The organism is Desulfobacterales bacterium (assembly GCA_030066985.1).
Classification (GTDB): domain Bacteria; phylum Desulfobacterota; class Desulfobacteria; order Desulfobacterales; family JAHEIW01; genus JAHEIW01.
In genome coordinates this window covers 12,420-31,439 of sequence record JASJAN010000035.1, presented here as the reverse complement: position 1 = coordinate 31,439, position 19,020 = coordinate 12,420, and the positions used below count along the sequence as shown (strand labels likewise).

General features: G+C 48.2%; 14 protein-coding genes. 3 read left to right on the top strand and 11 right to left on the bottom strand.

Going from position 1 to position 19,020, the window contains the following annotated elements:
• Positions 1-142 precede the first annotated feature (142 nt).
• Positions 143-1,417, bottom strand: a complete 1,275-nt coding sequence (gene sat, locus QNJ26_17105) for a sulfate adenylyltransferase (GenBank protein MDJ0987261.1) — start codon at positions 1,415-1,417, stop codon at positions 143-145.
• Between the two features lie 343 nt (positions 1,418-1,760).
• On the opposite strand from sat, the gene QNJ26_17100 reads away from it, so the two are divergent.
• Entirely contained in the window at positions 1,761-2,144 is a 384-nt protein-coding gene (locus QNJ26_17100; GenBank protein MDJ0987260.1) for a PilZ domain-containing protein, read from the top strand.
• A 100-nt stretch (positions 2,145-2,244) separates the two neighbouring features.
• On the opposite strand, the gene QNJ26_17095 is transcribed toward QNJ26_17100, so the two are convergent.
• The 10 genes from QNJ26_17095 to QNJ26_17050 all read right to left on the bottom strand — a co-directional run bounded on the left by QNJ26_17095 (position 2,245) and on the right by QNJ26_17050 (position 16,067).
• Positions 2,245-2,745 (bottom strand): hypothetical protein, encoded by a 501-nt coding sequence (locus tag QNJ26_17095; protein ID MDJ0987259.1) that lies wholly within the window; start codon positions 2,743-2,745, stop codon positions 2,245-2,247.
• 214 nt (positions 2,746-2,959) lie between these two features.
• Entirely contained in the window at positions 2,960-3,961 is a 1,002-nt protein-coding gene (locus QNJ26_17090) for a hypothetical protein (GenBank protein MDJ0987258.1), read from the bottom strand.
• A gap of 130 nt (positions 3,962-4,091) precedes the next feature.
• On the bottom strand, positions 4,092-5,180 hold the full coding sequence (locus QNJ26_17085) for a hypothetical protein (protein MDJ0987257.1): 1,089 nt from the start codon (positions 5,178-5,180) through the stop codon (positions 4,092-4,094).
• Complete coding sequence (locus tag QNJ26_17080) at positions 5,170-6,591, bottom strand: FHA domain-containing protein (protein ID MDJ0987256.1); 1,422 nt, start codon at positions 6,589-6,591, stop codon at positions 5,170-5,172. The genes QNJ26_17085 and QNJ26_17080 overlap by 11 nt, the downstream gene beginning before the upstream one ends.
• Positions 6,592-6,742: 151 nt before the next feature.
• Complete coding sequence (locus QNJ26_17075) at positions 6,743-7,546, bottom strand: MotA/TolQ/ExbB proton channel family protein (protein ID MDJ0987255.1); 804 nt, start codon at positions 7,544-7,546, stop codon at positions 6,743-6,745.
• A gap of 379 nt (positions 7,547-7,925) precedes the next feature.
• On the bottom strand, positions 7,926-8,228 hold the full coding sequence (locus QNJ26_17070; protein ID MDJ0987254.1) for a hypothetical protein: 303 nt from the start codon (positions 8,226-8,228) through the stop codon (positions 7,926-7,928).
• 260 nt (positions 8,229-8,488) lie between these two features.
• On the bottom strand, positions 8,489-10,930 hold the full coding sequence (locus tag QNJ26_17065; protein MDJ0987253.1) for a PEGA domain-containing protein: 2,442 nt from the start codon (positions 10,928-10,930) through the stop codon (positions 8,489-8,491).
• Positions 10,927-13,338 carry a protein kinase gene (locus QNJ26_17060; protein MDJ0987252.1) on the bottom strand — a complete coding sequence of 804 codons (2,412 nt, stop codon included), beginning with the start codon at positions 13,336-13,338 and terminating at the stop codon, positions 10,927-10,929. The genes QNJ26_17065 and QNJ26_17060 overlap by 4 nt, the downstream gene beginning before the upstream one ends.
• A 258-nt stretch (positions 13,339-13,596) precedes the next feature.
• Positions 13,597-14,823, bottom strand: coding sequence for a hypothetical protein (locus QNJ26_17055; protein ID MDJ0987251.1), 1,227 nt, complete (start codon positions 14,821-14,823; stop codon positions 13,597-13,599).
• A gap of 101 nt (positions 14,824-14,924) precedes the next feature.
• Positions 14,925-16,067 carry a hypothetical protein gene (locus QNJ26_17050; protein ID MDJ0987250.1) on the bottom strand — a complete coding sequence of 381 codons (1,143 nt, stop codon included), beginning with the start codon at positions 16,065-16,067 and terminating at the stop codon, positions 14,925-14,927.
• A 473-nt stretch (positions 16,068-16,540) separates the two neighbouring features.
• Between QNJ26_17050 and QNJ26_17045 the strand changes: the two genes are divergently transcribed.
• Both QNJ26_17045 and QNJ26_17040 read left to right on the top strand, forming a co-directional pair.
• Positions 16,541-17,227: a glycosyltransferase family 2 protein gene (locus QNJ26_17045; GenBank protein MDJ0987249.1), complete on the top strand. Its 687-nt coding sequence runs from the start codon at positions 16,541-16,543 to the stop codon at positions 17,225-17,227.
• 27 nt (positions 17,228-17,254) lie between these two features.
• The gene (locus tag QNJ26_17040) at positions 17,255-18,457 is read left to right on the top strand and encodes a glycosyltransferase family 87 protein (GenBank protein ID MDJ0987248.1); all 1,203 of its coding nucleotides are present in this window, start codon (positions 17,255-17,257) and stop codon (positions 18,455-18,457) included.
• Positions 18,458-19,020 lie beyond the last annotated feature (563 nt).

The window sequence follows — 19,020 nt, the reverse complement described above, 5'->3', positions numbered from 1 at the left end:
TTCAGGTGTCGGGTGTCAGGTGTCAGGGACACTTAGAAGGACAAACACCTGAACACTGACACCTGAAACCTCTATAAAAGAAAAGGGAGCGCGCCTTGCGGCGGCTCCCTTTTGATTTCTGCGCGTGTTTTAGATGATCAAATCAATCTCCGGTAGCAGCTCCGTGCAGCTTGATCTCAACTTTGTCGGTCAGGCCTTCGTAGTATCCACGCAGAATTTCAACGACTTCGTCACGCCCAAAGTGATCCGGCAATGCTTCGCCATCGGAAAGCATCTTTCTGAGCATGGTCCCGCTGAGCAGGACGCGGTCTTCTTTATCATGCGGGCAGGTTCGCAATGATGCCATGCCGTCGCATTTGTAGCAGTAAAAGGTCCAGTCGATTTTCAACGGTGTGCAAAGCAGCGCTTTGCCTTCTTCTTCCGGAGTCGGGATTTTGTCAAAAATGGTCTGGGCTTCGAACATACCGTAGAAATCACCCACACCGGCATGGTCGCGGCCGATGATCATGCGGGAGCACCCATAATTTTGCCGGAAAGTCGCGTGCAGCAGACCTTCTCTGGGGCCGGCGTAACGCATATCCAGCGGATAGCCACCCTGGACGACTTTATCTTCAACAAAATAATTTTTAACCAGGGTATCGATGCATTTAACGCGGACTTCAGCCGGGATGTCACCCGGTTTCAGATTTCCGACCAGCGAGTGGATATAAACACCATCGCAAACCTCAACGGCGATTTTGCACAGATACTCATGGGAACGATGCATGGGGTTTCTCAGCTGTAATGCAGCCACTTCACTCCAACCGCGTTCTTCAAACATTTTGCGGGATTCTTCCGGCCGCATATAGACACCGGCATATTTGGTGGGATACTCGGCTTCAGTGAGCACCTTGACCGGTCCGGCAAGGTTGACATCTTTCTGCTCCATAACCATCTGAACACCCGGGTGATCGTCTTTGGCAATTTTCCAAAACTCTTCAGCTGTGGCAGTGCCTTCACCCATATACACTTTTTCACACTCAAACTTTTTATCCGCCTCGGTCATTTCATATTTTTCGGTGACCGTCATAGTGGCCATGATTTCATCGCCTTCGGCGTCATACAGGGCAATCTCATCACCCTCACTGATGCTTTCGGCATCCTCTTTTGACGCCGATAAGGTCACCGGGATGGGCCAAAACGTCCCATCAGCCATCAGAAAGTTATCACATACGCCTTTCCAATCCGCTTTGGTCATAAAGCCGGTCAGCGGGCTGAATCCGCCGATACCCATCATGATCAAATCGCCCTTTTCACGCGGTGAAACCGAAATCTTCTTAAGGCCCTCAGCCTTTTTCTTTTCAGCTTCCAGCTCAGCGCCCTCGAGCAGGCAACAGGTCAGTCCTTTTCCGCCATGAGGTGGAATTAAATTAGCCATTTGTTTACATCTCCTTTCAATCTGATTTGCTAGTTTTAGATCGTCTCGCCTCTGCGAGCGATCTTAATTTTTTTGTATAAAAGGATATTGATTAATAGGGTTGACCGCTTTTGTCAAGCGGAATTCCACGCTTAAACCAAAGAATTAACGATATTTTGACACCTTTTTAAAAGCAGCCGGCTGAAGGCTTAAAAAGGTTGATTTATGAAATTTTAGCTTGATTTGGAGGCCTACCCCGGGTAATGAAAGCGGTACGTTTTATCCCACCGGCCAAGACGAATCCACATCAAATATAGATTAGCGTGCAAACCGAAAACTCTGTTTTTCAGAAGTCGGAGTGTTGATGATGCCAGCAGTTAAGATCTTAGCGGAGCGGCGACAGCAAAAACGGTTCAAAGCTGCGGAAGGTGCATTTGCGGCCCTGGTTGATCAGGAAAGCCGATTGGGTCAGATTAAAGATATCAGTATCCGGGGCCTTTCGTTCCGGTATATCGACGGCGATGAGAAGCTTGAAAGTGCGAAAGAGCTAAAGATCATTTTGGGTCGTGCGGGGCTTTATCTGGATAGAGTGCCCTTTAAAAAAATATCTGATTTTGAAATCAAGAGTGAATTCAGTTTCAGTAGCGTCAAAATGCGGCAAATCGGATTGAAGTTTGGAAAATTAACATCTGAACAACGCCTGAAATTGGATCGCTTCATTGAATATCATACTATCGGTGAAACTTAAAAATTATGCCTCGGAATCGCCTGTATTCGAATGCGATGTACCATCCGAACTGCCACATCCTTCTCGCCGCAGTGTTTCGTATTTTGCTACGAGGACGATATTAGAAGGTAAACAACCCACCTAATATTAAAATTACCAAAGCCAGTAAAATCAAAATAGCGATAATGACCTTTTGATGGTTTTTTGTCGGTTTTTTAGGGGAGGGTTCTGGTGGCGGTGGCTGGGCTTTTTTAACTTGCTTTTTGGTGGGTATGGGTGGCGGCGGATAATTCTCTGAGGGCGGGGTTCGGAAGAAACTGGACGGAGGGGGTTGAGCCGGCGGTTTGATGGAGGGTCGGTTTTGAGGGGTGATGGGTTGCGGCGCAATGGTATGATCGTCCAACCGCACGGCCTCAGCCAATTTATGGTCCGTTTTGGCCTTTGCATTATCAGGCTTTTGGTCTGCCGGCGGCAACGGTGAATCGGGCGGTATGGTCAAATAGGCCTCATCGAGTTTCTCTGGTTCAGGGGCCATTTCGGCTCCGCAATGCGGGCAAAAACGATACTTGAACGTTTTGACTTCCGGTAACGCCTGGTTGCATTTGGGGCATTTCAGGTTCATTTGTTTTGTCGCCTATATCCTTTGAATAGGAGTTGCCAAAATATTATTGGTATTGCGGTTCAATCGACTGGTTCAAAGGTTCAGGGTTCAAAGGTTGCTTGTTGAGGTTTTCAAGCTGCACCTTGTAGTATAAAGCGGTTAACGACTGGGACCGAGAAGCCAGTGGCCAAAATAACTTAACCCTGAACCCTGAACCTCTGAACCCAGAACCTTTCTATGGTCTCGTTGAATTTAGCCCCACAAAAGTGCCGCCGTTTTTGTGACACAAAATGCGCATCAGCGTCGCAAAGCGTTCTCCCGTATTTCCCCGCATGTTTGTTTTTCCCATTACCACCGGAAAGCCGACGGCATGTATTCGCACCCGCCGGGAACCGTCTTTTGTTCGCTTGTTGATACGATCTACGGCATCAACAACCGGCTGCATGCGCGGCCCACTGAATTCATCTCCAAAAACATACAGGCTTATTTTTTTGTCTGTGGCATAAAAGGTCCGAATGGCGGCTGTGATGCCTTCCACCGGGCTGGAGTTGCTGAAAGCGCGCCATGAACTGAGCCGCGAAATAATGGCTCGCCGGCGGGCCGGTGAATCTGGAATCCACTTGCCGCGATATTGCGAAAACATGTATTCACCCATATCATTCATGATCTGAATGCCTTTAACTTTCGGGTATACATTCAGCGTTTCTCTTAGTTTTCGCTGGACCAGAGACCACGCATTGCGCTGCATACTGCCGGATGTATCGATGATGAAAATGATGTACTCGCTGTCTACTGGAATGCCACCGATGGAACTTTCGATTTTACGGGGTTGTGTCTTGAGCAGACGCCGCATTTCTTCAGTTAATTCCTGCATTGCACGGGCCAACTGCCCCTCGATAATATTCTGGACCTGGGCCCGATCTTTTGATGCCGCATATTGACCCTTGATTTTGGATATGTCGCCCTGCAGACGAGCCAGTCGGATTTTTTCTTCTGACAACTGTTCTTTTTTCGCTGTCAATTCCCGGTTGAGTATCGCTGTTTCCCCCCGAATCTCGACGAGCTCTTCTTCCAGTTTAACAATCTTGGCTTCCAGATCTTCCTTAACCTCTTCAATGATCATGGGTTCGGCGAATTTAGATAGAACAAACAGCAAAATTACCGCACCGAAACCACAGCAAATGCAATCCAAGAAGGATAAGCTAAAAATCTGGATATTTTTACGAGGTCTTTTCATGATTTTAACTACTTGATTTCGATTTTCTCTTGAACAACCCCAACTGGTCCAAGGCACACGGCATACGGCCCAAGGCTAAAAATGTTATTGTTTTTACCGTCATCCTTGCGCCCTGAGCCTTTCGCCGAACTTAAGGCCAATCCTTTGACGGTGAAAAAAATGATCCGCGGGTGCGCTTGGCCAAGCGCCAATAGGCATCGGCCGCCAGAGGATCACCTTCCATCGGGTATAATATGACATTAACCGGCGCCTTTGGTAATTCACCAATGGCAGCTTTAAAAAGACTCAGGCGCTTATCGCTGGACACCCGTTTGCGCCAGGGTTTACCCTTTCCCATCGTCGGCAGGCCGTCGGTCAGCAAAAAAATATTGTCCGGAGCAGGCTTCATCGTGCGAAGGGCGGTGATGGCATTCAAAAGACTGGTACCCTTTTGCGGAATGACGCTGCGAATGCCGTTGGCGGCCTGGTTTAATTGGTCCACATTACCAGCATCCAACCAGGCTCCTGCCGTGCCAGCAAGTAAGGGACTGGCATCTTCATTAAAGGCGTAAATTTGAAACTGGCTTGTCGATGGCAGCTGTGTGGCAAGCCAGTTGACGGTGGCGACCGTCTGTTGCCATTTAGGGGATTTCAGTTTTTCTTTGGCGCTCAAGTTGCGGCGCCGGATGACGCCAACGACCGTTTCATCCAGCATGCTGGCGGAGGCATCCACCAGGATAAATATCCGCTTGCCGCCCATCTTCAGATCGGTTAAATACTGACGGTCTCCTTCTCCGGGGAATTTTCGCAGCCGGGAGCCTTGATCATCCTCGGTCTTGGCCCCGGCTCTCAGGCGTTTGAGCTCTTCCTCTATTGATTTCAGATCTGCTTTTAATTTATTGACATGTTCGGTGGTCGCTAGCGTATCTTCTTGACGATCAGACAACTCGACTTTTTTTTGTTCCAGTATTTCAATGATTTTGCGAGAAAGGCCCTCTGTACGCACCCGTTGCGCTTCGGTCTGCTCTAATGTATTGCGTGCGAGGACCAGCTCTTTTTTGGCATCGAGGACTTCCTGTTCAACACGCTCGGCTTCTGCACGAAAATCCGAGGTAATCGAATCCCGCTGGGCGGCGCTTTTGGCATTGACCAACACAAACAAAAGGATGACAGCCCCCAGCCCGCAGGTTATGATATCCAAAAAAGATAGGTTAAATACGTTGACGGCTCTACGTTTCATCGGTTTCGCCATCCAAACATGCAATTAATCTAAGATTTTCGCCCGGTGTGCCGACACGAATCACCTCGCCAAGCTCCAAGTTCTTTTTTCCAGCCACCGGTTTTTCGTTTACGTAAGTACCGTAGGTGCTGTGGTCATTTAAAACAACGGTATTACCACTCCGTTGAACCGAACAGTGTTTACGAGACACGCCGGCAATTTGACCGCGGATTTTAATGCCATACCCGTCTGGAGGTGTTTCTAAGCCAATTGGCAGCGGTTTCTGCGCAATCGGATAGGCGATGTCGCGATAAAGGATATGCGTGGGCCGCTGTTGCCTTTCAGCCGGTTGACGGGGCGCCTCAACCGAAATTTGCTGCTCATGCGGCAAGGGCCGGGTGATCAGAAACGGAGCGCTGCTCTCATGTCGTTGATCGCGCAGGGCATCCAAAAACCATAGGGCTCCCAGAGCACCCGCCCCGGCGGGCAACGTGATAACGTTGCGATGATGACTGCCGGTCAACACATTGTGGATTCCTGGTATACGAGCAAGTCGATCGGTGATCAACAAAACGCTTGCCGGGGCATGTTTACCATAGCGATCGCAGAACCGATCTATCAGGCTGCGGATTTTATCGAAAATAGGTGCTGCGACTTCTGAAAACAACTCTGTTGTCAGTGTTATGTGATATACCTTGGAACCGCCTGTCATTTCAAAATGAACTGAGGGCTTTTGGTTGAGCTGCGTGAGAATTCCAGGTAAGCGGTCGTATAACTCTTGCTCGGTGGTGGCCTGATGCAGGGGATCGAAACGGGTATGGCGGACAAATTCTTCTGCGATGGCATCCACCCATCTTCGGAATAGGGCACTCAGACCGCTGCCTTCAACGGACAGTGATTCCTCACGGCTTATTTGGTCTTTGCGCTGAAGATAGGTGAGTTCAAATCTCTGTAAATGCAGGTCCAGGTGCAGCAACAACCCCTGTGGCAGCTGATTCGGAACTGCGGCGACAGCGAGCGGAACAAAACCCTTTACAGGGATGGCCAATTCTTTCGTAATCCCCAAAATCAATCCCAAATGTTTGTGTGTATAAAACCCCGGCACGGCTATAATCATTTCGGATCCGTGCGGTTTGACGTTCTGAAAGATATGGGCAAGATGCTCGAAGGCAATTTCAGCGTGGTTGTGTGCAAATGGAATGTGCTGCTCCAGGGGTTCGGTATTTAATTGGTCCCAGAAATGATTGAGAATCTGACGGGGATATTGGTGTGCTTTTCTTTCAGCTGCTATGCCGACGACCAACCTTTTTTTTTCTGGTAGAGCAAACCCGGGGCTTTCAACGCTGTTACCATCGAGTTTTAGCAGTCCGGGTGGATCGCCTCCGGCGACCAGAATACCGGCATCGCTCAACTCTAATCCTAATACGCTCATGTTCATGCATTCGTTTCTTTAAGTTTTTGTTAGGTTACAAGCTTTAAACTCAGCATTCATAATTATGCCATTAGGTGTCAGGTGTCAGGTTTGATCGAGTTGAAATTCAGATATTTCTGATGCTGACACCTGAACACTGACACTTGACACCTCACTTAACGTATAGATGACTGATAAGGTTTTCATCGCAATAGGTTTGCGAATCCAGCACATAGCGCTCTTGCATTTGCTGCAATTGGTGCAGCAAAAACATCAAGCCAATGCTGATCAGCAGTGCTATTAGAGTTGAATTAAAGGCCACGCCCAAGCTGCGGGTGACATCAAAGATATCGCCTTCGATGGCCTTGTGGGCCTGGCCCAGTGCATCGCCAATGCCCCGCACCGTTCCAATAAAGCCAACCGATGGAATGGCCCAAGCGATATAACGAATCATGGATAGTTCAGACTCGAGACGTTCGGCCTCCGAATCGCAATAGGCGCGGGTGGCGCTGGCCACATCCTGAATATTGCGGGTAGTGCTGAATCGTTGCAAACCAGCCAACAACGCTCTGGGCAACAGCGCTTCGCGTTGCTGAGCCGGCAGGGCTTGAATCTGCCGGGATACATCCCGGGTGTCTTCCGGTAAAATGCGCACGCCCTCGGCCAAAGGGATCAGATCCATTTGAAGCAAAGCGCGCTGGCGTGACGTTTTAAAGGCCTTATATCCCATAATGGCCATTGCCCAAAACATCAGAATAAAACAAGCTTCCTGTTCGTAATCACGAATGAGGACGAACACCGAGCGCTCCATCACCTGTGATTTGTCTTCGGCCATCGCAATAGCCTGCTTTTCTAAAATGGCATCGGCTTTGGGCCGAATTACCGCCACATAGATGGCATGCACAATGATGACGATCACAATCAAAGAAAAAACTTGGTAGATTAACTCAAACGAAAAAGGGAATGTTTTTTTCATACTTTTTAAACCATAGGTTATATTATGGGTTTCTAAACCTCATATTTTGCCCGATGGCTGTGTTGCCCAGGCTAAATGGATTGCACATCTATTTTATGTACATCAAAGGCGTGCATCAAGACGCTTCAAAATGCTCACCTACTGACGTGTACGCTCCGCTTTTTCATCGTCTTGTGCCTTGCCCTCGAACAAAATCTGAGGTTTTCGGTCCAAAGTTTTTTTAATTTATATCGGGTTGTTTTCAAAATAGAAATGAGAATTTTTTTTGATGAGCTCGGCCGCACAAGTTTTTAAGCTTTCGGCGTACTGGTCGTACGTCGAAAGCTTAAAAACGCGGAGAACACAGCTCATCGGGAAAAAGGCCATTACTATTTGAAAACTAAATGTCATAGGGGAAGTCCACTGCCTGCTCCGCTTCGATTTTTTCTGAGGGGCGGAAATCCTTTAGTTTTCTGTTTTTGGTTGCGTTCGTTTCTTTTTCTTCTGCTGCTTTCGATTCAGTGGGCTGACTTTCAGATGACGATGTTTCCCCCTCAGGTGCGGTTGTTTGGTTTGTGCTCTGTGCGACGATCACCTCTGCAGCAGCGGCCGGAAGAAGTTGATATGCCATCACCACAAAAGCCACTGCCGTAAACATGACGATGGCCAACCATTTGAAAGATGAACGTTTTTTTGCGTCCATATCTTTGTACTCTCATCAACGCTCAATTTAGGGTCTAAGTTGAGCGCTTGTCGAGGTCGAAGATCCGCCTCTGGAGGATTGCCGCAGCTACACGGCAGATGTTGTTCCGCTATAGTATACTATGCGGAACGGCATCTAATCCGCCTGAGGCGGAGTAAGATCAGCAACCCCGCTGGGTTTCAAATTAAAAATGTTAAATCGATAGAATTCCTCAAAGAAAAGTATTCTCCATATTTTTAATTTGAAACGCTCAATTTAGATCATTTTGCGTACCGGCATACACGAAACCCCAGATCCGGGCGTTTTCCATTGCTATATCCGCGATAGGCCAGCCTCAAATTGCTTATGCTGGCATGTTTCCAGCTCGATCCTTTGACCACATGATGGTTTCCCTGTGAGGGTCCGGTGGGATCGACATCGGTCTTACTGCTATTATAGGTATAAATCGAGTAAAAGTCATGGCACCACTCGGCTACATTGCCACCCAGGTCGAACAACCCCAGGTCGTTGGCTTTAAATTTGCCCGGTGGCGCCGATCCCGGGAAACCGTCATTGTATTTTTCGAGCACAGTGGCCAACAACTTTTTGGCAGATGCGTCGGCATAATTGCCCGAAGGCGTCGTCGGTGGAAATAGATTTCCCCATGGGTATTTGAGGCTGGCTGAATTACCTGAGAAGCGGGCACAATACTCCCATTCGGCTTCGGTGGCTAGCCGGTATCCGATGCCAATAGGGTCGGCAGCGACGAGGCGACCGCCCTTTTTCACGTATGCCGGCGGCAAAGACTCCTTCGCGCTCAACCAGTTGCAGAATAAGGCTGCTTGCTGCCATGTAATCTGAACGACCGGATGATCTTCCAGGGATAACGGTTGGCCGTTAAAGGCCCCGGAATTGTGACTGGCTAAAAACTGTTTAAACTGCCGGTTGGTTACTTCTTTCAAGCCCATATAAAACGGCCGCTGCAAATTTATATTGCGGAGGGTTTCGTTGGTGCGCCGGCCCTGTTCGCGTCGCGATGATCCCATGATGAACGACTGCGGTTCTACCAGTTTTAGCTTGTAGCCATTTTGGGCCGTGATAACGCCTTCCGGATCCGCAGGAGCTGAATGGCTTCGCTTCAAGGTGATGTTTACGATTTGCGGAAAGCCAGGCCGGGGGGTGATCCGGGTTCGGAAGGTTTCATATCCTGGTTTTTTGAGCTCCAGCTGGTGACCGATTGCCAACAAATTTAATTTGGCCGGTACGGGACCCTGATTCTTCCCATCGACAAAAAGTTGAGCATCAGGTGGCTCAACCACAAATTGAATAACCCCGAACTCCGGTTTCAATTGAATGGCCAGTGTTTTCTTTTTGCCGGTTGCCACCTGAACAGTTCGGGCCAAGTTTTCATAACCCGCCTTGGAGATTTGAACTTCATGCTGGACATCTGCCTGTAGAGAAATGGTTAAAGGGGTTTTCCCGGCAAATTTCCGGTCAATGGTCACATTGGCCCCGGATGGTGTGGTTTGCAAAGCCAAGGTGCCGTCGGCCGGTTGCAATTGGACATCTTTTATGGATTGGGGTTGATTGGGCACCACAGCCAGTTGCTTTTGCCAGGGTTTAAATCCTTCAGCACTTATTTTGAGGCGATAAGTGCCCTCGGGCAACTCCACTTTTATAGGCGTGTTGCCGGCGGGCTTGCCGTCTATCGATACCGCAGCGCCCTCTGGAATCGAGCTGATGAACACATCCGACCAGCCGGGGATCAATGTATATTCAAACGTCTGTTTCTCTGGGCAACCGATAATTTGCTCTTCGGTTTTGACATCCTGATAATTATCGGCCTGAATTTCCAGCACTCGCCGACCCGCTTTAACCGCCAGGTTTAAAATTGGGGTGGCGCCAACTTCTTGTCCGTCAATTATGAGCCGTGCACCGGTCAGCGGCACACCCGCTTGGCCCTCTGGATAGGCCTGTACGGAAATGCGTCCGGGAAGTTTTTCCATTTCAAATTGGACTGTTTGGTTTTTTTCGGCTCCCACCTCGAATGCCTTTTTCATGTCAGCATAGCAGTCTTTAGTGGCAATGAGGGTGTATTTGCCTGGCCTTAGCAGAAAGTGGCCGCCAAAGCGAGGGGCTAGCAGACTGCCGCCGATCGAAACTTCCTCCGGCTGTGGCTCAATTTGAATCGTAATTTGACGGGCGGTAAAAACAAACCAGCCGATTGCCAGCAGTAGGAGTAAACACAGACCAACCGCCATGCTAAGCCATCTGCGATAGCGATGTATGGCTCCGGCGCGTCTTTGTCTTCGTTTGGACCGAAAGGACACAGGGTCGATTTTCAATGCCTTTTCAGGTGAGCGGATGCTGTCCGATGTTGGGGTCGGCACATCTGCCATTTTTTGGCCCGCAACTCGGATGATAAAATCATTGCCACGGGCTTCAAATTGTATTCTGCAGCTGCCGACCTCAAGCCGGTCACCATGCATCAGCCAGACACTGTCTTTTAATTTTCGCCCGTTGTAGCGGACGACCACATCGCTGTGGCCCGCCTGCACGAAGGGTCGCTGCTGCGATAGACCGATGAAGGCAGCCTCAGTCGCCTTTTCAACATCTGAGATGATGATCGCAGCGGCCGGGCCTGCACCAATGACAATCGGAAAATCTTCCGTCGCAACGGTCCGATCGCCGCTGTGGTCTATGATTTTATAAGTTCGATTCAAATTTTAACCTCACATCGAATAATGACCCGTATCGGCCCTTGCTCGGGTTTGACGATGATTTTTTTGCGCACATCCTGGTATCCGTTCCGCGTCCCCACAACGGTATAAGAGCCGGGTCGCAGACGCAGCTCTCGGCTACTAAAACGGCCTAGCTTGCCAACTTTATATACGGCAACATCGGTGAAAGTATCGGATTCAAGGACTATCTTTACCGGCGTTTTAGCCGCATTAACGATACCTACCAGCTGATTAAATTGTTCTCTAAGGCGCGGCCCGGGCGTTTTCAGCGCCTCAATTTCGGCAACTAGCTCAAGAGCATTTTCAAGCTGACGATCCGATTCCAGAGCAGTCGGCTGTTGCAGAAAGAAATCGAGGCGTTTATTAATACGCATATGTTTCGATGCGCGTTGTTTGCCCTGCACGGCAAACGCTACATTAGGGTCGATTTCCAAAACCTTCTGGTAAGCGCTAAAGGCCTGCTGCCAGTTTTCAGACTTTTCTGAAGCAGCGGCCTGTCTGCGATAGGTTTCAATCTGTGACAGACGGATAGACTGATCCACCTGGGCAAGGGATTCTCTGGCTTCACGCGATTCTGGCCGGATTTTCAGGGCTTGGCGCAATTTTTGGCGAGCCAGTTGATGGTCTTTGCGATGGACGGCTGTCAGACCTTCTGACATTAATTGTTGGTATTTTTGCTCACGGAGCTGTTCGTCGACCCGTGTCAGAGATGCCTGGGCTCTCTTTGAAGCCGGATCCAGTTTGACCGCGTCCTGGTAGTCGGTTGAGGCGGCAGCAAGATTACCTGCAGCTTCATGGCGGTTTCCGGATTCGAGCAACTGCATAATGGCCTCGGTGTTTTTCGCGCGTTGCAAACTTTTTTTGGCCGTTGCATTGGACGGATCTATTAGCAAAGCGATCGAAAATTTTTCTTCAGCCAACTCACCGTTGCCTTCTTCGAGTGCATCTTGACCTTCGATTAGCAGTCTTTTTAAAACCGGCGCCATCTGGTTGACCAACTCTTGCGCTTTAGCCGAAGCGGCTGCATATTTTGCGGCTGCCGGGGCATACTGTTTTTCGATTAAAAACTGATCAGCTTCATCTGCCAATTGCGACATATCAGCATAAATCTGGTTACCCCATTGAGAAGCACCTTTGGTCTCCAATTTCTGTTTAAGCTGCATATATTCGCCCAGCTTGTTATCTGCTTTCTTTTTATCAGCAGCCAACTGTGGCGGATGCGGCGTTTTTACCGGTGCCTTCTCAGTCTGTGTGGACGTCTTTTCAGATTCCGCTTGTTGTTGCTTGCTCACCGGGCTTTTCGGTGGGGTTGATTTTTTGTTCAGACCGCCCAGATATTGCCACAACCAAAATCCACCGGCCAGCAGCACGACAAAAGCAACCATCAAGGCCGCCCCTTTGACCAAATTGGCGTGTGGTCTTTGCCGCAAACCCTTATGGTGTTTTATCGGACTTACGCTCACCGGCGCAATCATTTCCGCAGGATCTGAAGCTGGCCTCGAACTGATGACCTTTGGCGCTGGACTTCGCGGTGCTATCGTTTGACTGATCACAGGGCTCGACATCCGATCAAAGAAGGCTTCAATTTCCTGCATGCGCGCCGGGCGATCAGCAGGATTTTTGGCCAACATCTCGGCAATCAAGTTTTCCATTGAATCCGGAATAGTTGCATCGATGGCAAGTTGCTGTAGCCGTTGATTGACGGGAGCCGGAACCTCATGCCGAATTCGCTCTCGGGTGATATCCGGATAGAACGGCGGATATCCGGTCAACATTTGATAGAGCAGCACACCGAGGGCATACATATCATCGGATGGAGCTGGGCGATGATGTCCCAATTGTTGCGGGCTCATGCAAAACAGAGAGCCGCCGGAGGTAATTTCCATTGCCTGCTGGCCTGACTTGAAAACGCCGGCGATGCCAAAGTCGGTCAGGCGTGGAACATGCTGCCGATCAATTATGATGTTGGCGGCTTTGACATCTCGATGAACCAGACCCATTTCATGGGCATACCCAAGGGCATTGATGACAGGCTTTATCAGCTTGATGAGCTGCGAAAAGCTGATGTGTTCCAATGGGCTGCGGTAATCGTTCAGATTTTGGCCGTCCACATATTCCATGGAGATGAAGGCCAAATCGGCGGATCGATGAAAATCAAATACGCGTACAATATTAGGGTGCGCCAATCGACGGGTATTGCGACATTCATTTTTTAATAGTTTGACGCGATTCTGATCGGAGACGATCTGCGGGTGCAAAATTTTTGCGGCAATTTGGATTTCAAGCTCTTGATCCCAAACTAGCCAGACCTGTCCCATGCCGCCCTCGCCGATCATCTCCAGCAGGCAAAAGCGGGAAAGCAATACTTGGTCTTTTGCTAAATTCAACATGCGATAGACATCTGCAGTTCAGTTATCGAGTGTTGTTTGAGGTTTTTGTATGGGTTTCAGATAATATGTTTACCAAAAGGCCATACGCTCTTGAAGGAACAACTATATAAAAAATCACGAAAATATGAAAGGCCTGGGATTAAGCACAGCCATTTTCGTGATTTTAGGAATTGGTTTCGGATACTGGTTTGCGGCCGAACGTCGTATTGAACTTCACCGATCGCCGACATTCCTTAACAAAATGAAAATGCAAAAATATCAAAGCTTTTGGTCTTGTTCCGTTTCCGCTTGATCGGTTGGAGGGGTTGGATCAAAGCCTGTTTCGGCAAAATAAATCTGGCGCAGCATGGTTTTCCAAGTTTTAAACTGTTCTTCGGCGGTTCCAGTCAATTTGTATTGCTGCCCTTCAAATTCCATGGTTACCGGCTGCATTTCGGCACCGAATGATTCGCTGAGCTCTTCGATGGCGGCTTTATGCATGTCGGCTTCTTTTGACACATTCCAGCCGCTTATAAACACCTGCCCCCCGATAAGCACCATTGCCGGTGCCATCGCACGGGCCATGTTGGCATCCCGTGAACCGGCCGCTATCGCTCCGGCAACCAAAAGTGCGCCGACCAATTGACGGGTCATTGCTTCCCGTTTGATCTTTTTAACGGCTTCGCGCTCGGTTAAATTCAACTGACGCCAATTTTCGTAAGCGGGCCACATTTCAGCATAAAAGTTTTCATACTGCTGGTTGAGCGTATCCACATACATGTATTCTCGCTCTCTAATTTGCAGCAGGCGCTCCATCATGGGGTCATAGTCCGCCGGCAGGCGATTGACGCTCAAACGCTTTTTTTTATCTGTCGTCAAATAACCTTCAAATGCATCCGGCGCAAACTCCTGCGCGAATTTGAGCTTAGCCACCGTGCGGATATTTTCAATTTGGGAAACTTTGAGCTTCATTTTGTATTTGGCCATATCATTTGCAATGGTATTGTACAGGTCCTGGTAAGCATCTTTTTCTCCCGCCCTGTTCCCGGAATAATACGTTTCCGACGCTTCGGCGCGGTACGTCCTTTTAAACCAGCGCATGTCGGTGGCATCCACCACATCAATTTCCAGTACCAGATGCTCACCATTGGATTCGAGGATTTTGCCTTTAACCAATAAATCAACACTGTTTGTCTCAGCCGGTACTACTTGGATGGCACCCCAGTGGCTGCTCTGGTGCAGTGTGTTTTTCAGATGATAAGGAATAAAATGCGTTTCAGCATTGCGGATATTTGAGTTGGTGCCCTCTTTTTTTGCCACTTCCGGTGTGAGCTCTTTGGATTCAAAAACCATTATACCAACGTCAAGCAGCTGCGCTTCCGGAATTTCCGTTGTGGCTTGCTCAATTGCGGTCGGGCCCACCTTTTGGGCATTGTAAGTGGCGCAACCCCATGGCGCAATGAGGATCACCAATATGAAAAGGCAATATAGCGCATTTTTTTTCATTTTATATTTATCCTTACCAGTGCTCCGTGTCGCGCCTCAGAGCGACTTTGCCGGGCATGGAAGCGCTGTTATGTTTATGGTTAATGTTTCTATCAGCCTGATTATTGTGTGTTTTTCTTGTAGTCTTCATATTCTTTCCAAAGCTTTTCTTTGAGCTCTGGATCAGTTTCATTTTCAGCAGCCTCGCGCAGCTGCCGGGCAACGATATCATCGTCCTCTTTGCTGTAACGACTCCCCCGGCCCCCCTTTGGACCCGAACCTTCGCCTAACGGTTGATCACTGGCGGCCACTGCACCATCGACGTCACCCTGTTCGGTTTCTGAGCCATCTTGTTCGCCCGATGCCTCTTGATTCTCCGCACTTTCCTCCGAAGTCCCATCCGATGATTCCGATTCTTTACTTCCCAGATCGATACCTTTTGCCTTTAACCGTTTGGCAGCCTCAGCTGCTTCTTGCGCCAGATCTCGCATTTTGGCTTCAGACTGAGTTTCAATCGTTTCCATCTCTTTGAGTAGCATGGTATCAAATTGGCTGAGAGAGGCGCTGAGCTGACGATCCAGTTCGGCCACTTGATCCTGGCTGTATTGCCCCTCCGGCATGGTCTCATCCGAAGCAGACGGCCCTTTGCCGGCTTGCGTCTGAGATGATGGTTTTCCTTGTGGCGTATGCTGGCGATAAGCGCGCTCCATATCTTCTACTCTCTTACGATGTTCGGCCACCATGGCCTCAACGCGTTCATGATAGATTTCATAATTGCGAATATCCTCGTCTGAGGCACTGCCGGATTTTTTGAGCTGTTCCAGCTTGTCCGCGATTTTTTGTTCGGTGGCTTCGCTGACGCGCAAATCTTCCCGGGCCATGTCCAATTTACCTTTTGCGGTGGTTGGCGCTTTGGGTTGACCGGCGTCCGCTTTTTGAGTGGATTGCGCTGAACGGGAAGGATCTGTCTGTTTGGATGCTGCCGGCTGAGAAACCGCAGTTTCTGTTGACGTTTGCTCAGGAGGCTGCTTGGATTCATGACTGCTTTTCTGACGCGCCTGTGACTCCTGCTGTGCTCCGGCTGAATCCGGCTTGCGGTTTTCAGATGCTGGTGGCGCTGGTGCCTTCTGGTCGGTCTCTTGAGTCTGCGGCTGCGGAATTGTCGGCGAGCTGGGCTGCGGTGTTGTTTTACAGGCCGTAAACCAGAAAGCTGCCAATATAGCTGAAACTATGCCAATTGATTTTATTTTTTGTATTGATTTCATCACAGTTTCGCATCCTTAAATGCAAATATGCACACGGTAAACATAAGATTTGGCCAATTGGGTGTCAAGCAATGCAAAATGGCCACTGTTACTGGTTTTGTTAGACCTGTGTGTGGCTGTTTTTGTTTACAAAGTAAAGGACAAGGCAACGATTAAAATCGGGGAAATTGAAATTTGGGATTTGACATATCATTGCGTGTTTCGTGTTACGTGTTACGTGTTTTGCACCGCGGTATCCATTTCTATTGGTCAACTCGCAACCCGGAACTCGAAACACGTAAGCTTGAAATTTTATTACATCTTAACAACTAAGCGAAGGTATTGATGTTTTGTTGATTTGCCCTCAGTTACGTAGAAAAATTGTTTGAATAATCAATCCGCCAATGCTAAATCAGGCCAATCACATTAAACCGGACACCGTTATCAGGTAGTTACGGTTATCCAATCGCCAAAGCAAAAAGAGAGAAGACCTGATGCAAATATCGGTTATTATACCTGTATACAATGAGGAACAGACGATAGCAGAAATTGTTGCGCGTGTGCAAGCGGTCGATCTGGAAACGGAAATTATCATTGTCGATGACGGCTCCAGCGATGGTACCCAGGAAAAATTAAAAAACATTGATTCCTCATTTGCGAATACGAAGGTTTTGTATCACAAGAAAAATTGCGGCAAAGGTGCAGCCTTGCGGACCGGTCTGGCTGCAGCCACCGGGGATGTGATGATTATTCAGGATGCCGACTTGGAATACGACCCGCGTGACTATCAAAACCTGCTGGTACCCATTTTAGATGGCAGGGCGGATGTTGTTTACGGTTCCCGGTTTTTGGGGGGACCCCAACGTGTGCTGTTCTTCTGGCATTATGTCGGTAATAAATTTTTAACGCTTTTGTCGGATGCATTTAGCAACCTAAACTTATCGGACATGGAAACCGGTTACAAAGTATTTAAAAAAGAGGTGCTTAACGACATAACCCTTAAATCCAATCGCTTTGGTTTTGAACCGGAATTTACCATGAAAATAGCCAAAAAAGGCTTCCGGATTTACGAAGTTCCGATCAGCTATAGCGGCCGCACCTATGAAGAAGGTAAAAAAATCGGATGGGTAGACGGTCTGTCGGCGATATTTACGATCCTGTGGTTTCGGTTTTTTGATTAATATCGATTTGAAGGATCCCTGGGAGTAATGATGGCAAAAAAGATCTTGCGAATAGCGGGCCCGTTGCTGTTACTGGCCTATTTTGTGACCCTTATTCTGCATGTTTCCAGCCACGCTGATCAATATCAATGGGATTTTCGAACCCACCGCAAAGCCGCTGAGATTTTTGCTGCCGGAACCAATCCCTACCAGCCCGATGTTTTACTCAGTCAAAAAGAGGCCAATTTTTTATACACTTACCCACCCTTTACGCTTTTTTTTTACGCATTGTTCAACCAAACAGATGATCATACCGCGTTCCATATTTTTCTGCTGGTAAAAAGCGTTTTGCTGATCGGGCTGGTTATTTTCTGGCGAAGCGCAATACTGGGGCCTGCGGGCGATTCATTATTTTTTCTGTTTTGCTTGCTGGCATTTAACAGTGCCCTTTTTGCCGACTTTATTGCCGGCAATATAAATCTGCTGGAACAAATCCTGCTCTGGGTCGCTTTCTTTTTCTACTTAAAACGAAAACTGGTTCTATTTTGCGTTTTTGCGCTCTTGGCCGCCAGTTTTAAAATGACGCCGCTTTTTTTCATTGTTTTGCTGCTCATTTCCGATCATCCCAAAAGATGGCTTTATTTTGGCTCTGCAGCAGGGATTTTTCTGGCCTATCTGTTGATGCAATATCTTTTTTATCCGGATATGTTTACCGGTTTTATCCGCAATGCCCTGACGGTCGTCGGCGAAAGCGGTGTTGTCGGACCATCAACTGAAAAATTTGTCAAAGAAATATTTGCATTGATATCGCAATTGTTGGGGCCGGTCCCTCCTGCCGTCACATCCGTGGTCGTTATCGGACTGGCGCTCCTGGTGATATATCTGAGCGGCAAAGCTACTCTGATGCTCAAACGCGGCCTTATCGACCATCCGGACCGCGAAAAAATTGCTCTTTTTCTGGTTTGCCTGGTTTACGCTCTGATCCATCCGCGCTTCAAGGATTATGCTTATATGCTGCTCATAGTGCCATCATATTACATCATGAAAACAACGCGTTTGGAAAAGGCCTTTCCGTTTATATTTGTTCTCTCCATTTTGGCCGCTCCCCACCTGATGCTACCCGGATTCGATTTCCTGTCGTCGCTGATGTGGCGCTATTATCCATTGATGATCGCCTACACCATCTGGGTGCTTTACCTTTATGAAATATATTCAGCCGCGCCACACAATGCATCTGAAATCAAATCTTAGTCCTAATTAATGTCTAGCTGTGAAATAAGAAATTGGAAACGCGATCAATTGCATTTTGTTTCTTAGACTATCTCAAAATAAAGAGCCGATTTTCCAGATAGAAAATCGGCTCTTTTCATAACTATGGTGGAGAGAGAGGGATTCGAACCCTCGATGGAACTTTCGCCCCATACTCGCTTAGCAGGCAAATACATGATTTCATATAGATAGTAATGCATTGTGTTTTCTATGTGCAATCAATATCAAAGATCTATCTTGTGTTTATCAAAATCTGTAAAATGGAGATAGAATATAAAAAAGGGGTACGGTTAGGGGTACGATTCGGGGGGAGACCGGATCTAATATGCACACCCTTATATCGACACACAGTCGTCCCGCTTGTCACACTTAGCCGCACTAAAGGATGAAACAAAGCGCAGTGGGCTTTGAATCCAGTGGTTATTTTTGTAGGGGTAAACACAGCACACACGGGAAAAGAAAATTTTGAAGAGCTAATGGGTAGGGTGGATTGGTGCGACGGGGTACACGTTGATAATTTGAAATGTTGACATTGAGAACTCAAC

Excerpts from the sequence above, each read along its gene's own strand:
- sat (MDJ0987261.1), bottom strand. The coding sequence starts at position 1,417 with ATGGCTAATTTAATTCCACCTCATGGCGGAAAAGGACTGACCTGTTGC.
- QNJ26_17100 (MDJ0987260.1), top strand. The coding sequence starts at position 1,761 with ATGATGCCAGCAGTTAAGATCTTAGCGGAGCGGCGACAGCAAAAACGG.
- QNJ26_17095 (MDJ0987259.1), bottom strand. The coding sequence starts at position 2,745 with ATGAACCTGAAATGCCCCAAATGCAACCAGGCGTTACCGGAAGTCAAA.
- QNJ26_17090 (MDJ0987258.1), bottom strand. The coding sequence starts at position 3,961 with ATGAAAAGACCTCGTAAAAATATCCAGATTTTTAGCTTATCCTTCTTG.
- QNJ26_17085 (MDJ0987257.1), bottom strand. The coding sequence starts at position 5,180 with ATGAAACGTAGAGCCGTCAACGTATTTAACCTATCTTTTTTGGATATC.
- QNJ26_17080 (MDJ0987256.1), bottom strand. The coding sequence starts at position 6,591 with ATGAGCGTATTAGGATTAGAGTTGAGCGATGCCGGTATTCTGGTCGCC.
- QNJ26_17075 (MDJ0987255.1), bottom strand. The coding sequence starts at position 7,546 with ATGAAAAAAACATTCCCTTTTTCGTTTGAGTTAATCTACCAAGTTTTT.
- QNJ26_17070 (MDJ0987254.1), bottom strand. The coding sequence starts at position 8,228 with ATGGACGCAAAAAAACGTTCATCTTTCAAATGGTTGGCCATCGTCATG.
- QNJ26_17060 (MDJ0987252.1), bottom strand. The coding sequence starts at position 13,338 with ATGTTGAATTTAGCAAAAGACCAAGTATTGCTTTCCCGCTTTTGCCTG.
- QNJ26_17055 (MDJ0987251.1), bottom strand. The coding sequence starts at position 14,823 with ATGAAAAAAAATGCGCTATATTGCCTTTTCATATTGGTGATCCTCATT.
- QNJ26_17050 (MDJ0987250.1), bottom strand. The coding sequence starts at position 16,067 with ATGAAATCAATACAAAAAATAAAATCAATTGGCATAGTTTCAGCTATA.
- QNJ26_17045 (MDJ0987249.1), top strand. The coding sequence starts at position 16,541 with ATGCAAATATCGGTTATTATACCTGTATACAATGAGGAACAGACGATA.
- QNJ26_17040 (MDJ0987248.1), top strand. The coding sequence starts at position 17,255 with ATGATGGCAAAAAAGATCTTGCGAATAGCGGGCCCGTTGCTGTTACTG.